We start from the raw sequence: 1,537 nt of genomic DNA, 5'->3' as shown, positions 1-1,537 counted from the left end.
CTTCCTTAGAAAGGAGGTGATCCAGCCGCACCTTCCGATACGGCTACCTTGTTACGACTTCACCCCAGTTATCGGTCCCACCTTCGGCAGCTCTCTCCTTACGGTTGAGTCACTGACTTCGGGCGTTACCAACTCCCATGGTGTGACGGGCGGTGTGTACAAGACCCGGGAACGTATTCACCGCGACATGCTGATTCGCGATTACTAGCGATTCCAGCTTCATGTAGTCGAGTTGCAGACTACAATCCGAACTGAGACGTTATTTTTGAGATTTGCTTACCCTCACAGGTTTGCTTCCCTTTGTTTACGCCATTGTAGCACGTGTGTAGCCCTGCTCATAAGGGGCATGATGATTTGACGTCATCCCCACCTTCCTCCAGGTTATCCCTGGCAGTCTCTCCAGAGTGCCCACCTGAAATGCTGGCTACTGAAGATAAGGGTTGCGCTCGTTGCGGGACTTAACCCAACATCTCACGACACGAGCTGACGACAACCATGCACCACCTGTCACCGGTGTTCCGAAGAAAAGGCATCATTACATGCCGGTCACCGGGATGTCAAGAGCAGGTAAGGTTCTTCGCGTTGCTTCGAATTAAACCACATGCTCCACCGCTTGTGCGGGTCCCCGTCAATTCCTTTGAGTTTCATTCTTGCGAACGTACTCCCCAGGTGGACTACTTATTGCGTTTGCTGCGGCACCGAAGAGCTTTGCTCCCCGACACCTAGTAGTCATCGTTTACGGCGTGGACTACCAGGGTATCTAATCCTGTTTGCTCCCCACGCTTTCGAGCCTCAACGTCAGTCATCGTCCAGTAAGCCGCCTTCGCCACTGGTGTTCCTCCCAATATCTACGCATTTCACCGCTACACTGGGAATTCCACTTACCTCTCCGACACTCTAGCTGCATAGTTTCCAAAGCAGTCCCGGGGTTGAGCCCCGGGCTTTCACTTCAGACTTACACAGCCGTCTACGCTCCCTTTACACCCAGTAAATCCGGATAACGCTTGCACCATACGTATTACCGCGGCTGCTGGCACGTATTTAGCCGGTGCTTCTTAGTCAGGTACCGTCATTTTCTTCCCTGCTGATAGAGCTTTACATACCGAAATACTTCTTCGCTCACGCGGCGTCGCTGCATCAGGGTTTCCCCCATTGTGCAATATTCCCCACTGCTGCCTCCCGTAGGAGTTTGGGCCGTGTCTCAGTCCCAATGTGGCCGGTCACCCTCTCAGGTCGGCTACTGATCGTCGGCTTGGTAGGCCGTTACCCCACCAACTACCTAATCAGACGCGGGTCCATCTCATACCACCGGAGTTTTTCCCACCAGGTCATGCGACCCTGTGGTCTTATGCGGTATTAGCAGTCATTTCTAACTGTTATCCCCCTGTATGAGGCAGGTTACCCACGCGTTACTCACCCGTCCGCCACTCAGTCACAAGGATCTTCATCCGAAGAATCAAATCCAGGTGCTTCGTTCGACTTGCATGTGTTAAGCACGCCGCCAGCGTTCATCCTGAGCCAGGATCAAACTCTCGTT

Annotated in this window: 1 rRNA gene; it reads right to left on the bottom strand. The window is 53.2% G+C overall.

The annotated features are described in order from the left end of the window. Nucleotides 1-9: 9 nt before the first annotated feature. A 16S ribosomal RNA gene (locus tag G4407_RS16055) occupies nt 10-1,537 on the bottom strand.

Origin of the sequence: Allocoprococcus comes (genome assembly GCF_013300725.1) — a bacterium.
In the GTDB taxonomy this organism is placed as follows: domain Bacteria; phylum Bacillota; class Clostridia; order Lachnospirales; family Lachnospiraceae; genus Allocoprococcus; species Allocoprococcus comes_A.
The sequence above is the reverse complement of the archived record's forward strand: the minus strand, read 5'-3'. Positions and strand labels throughout refer to the sequence as shown.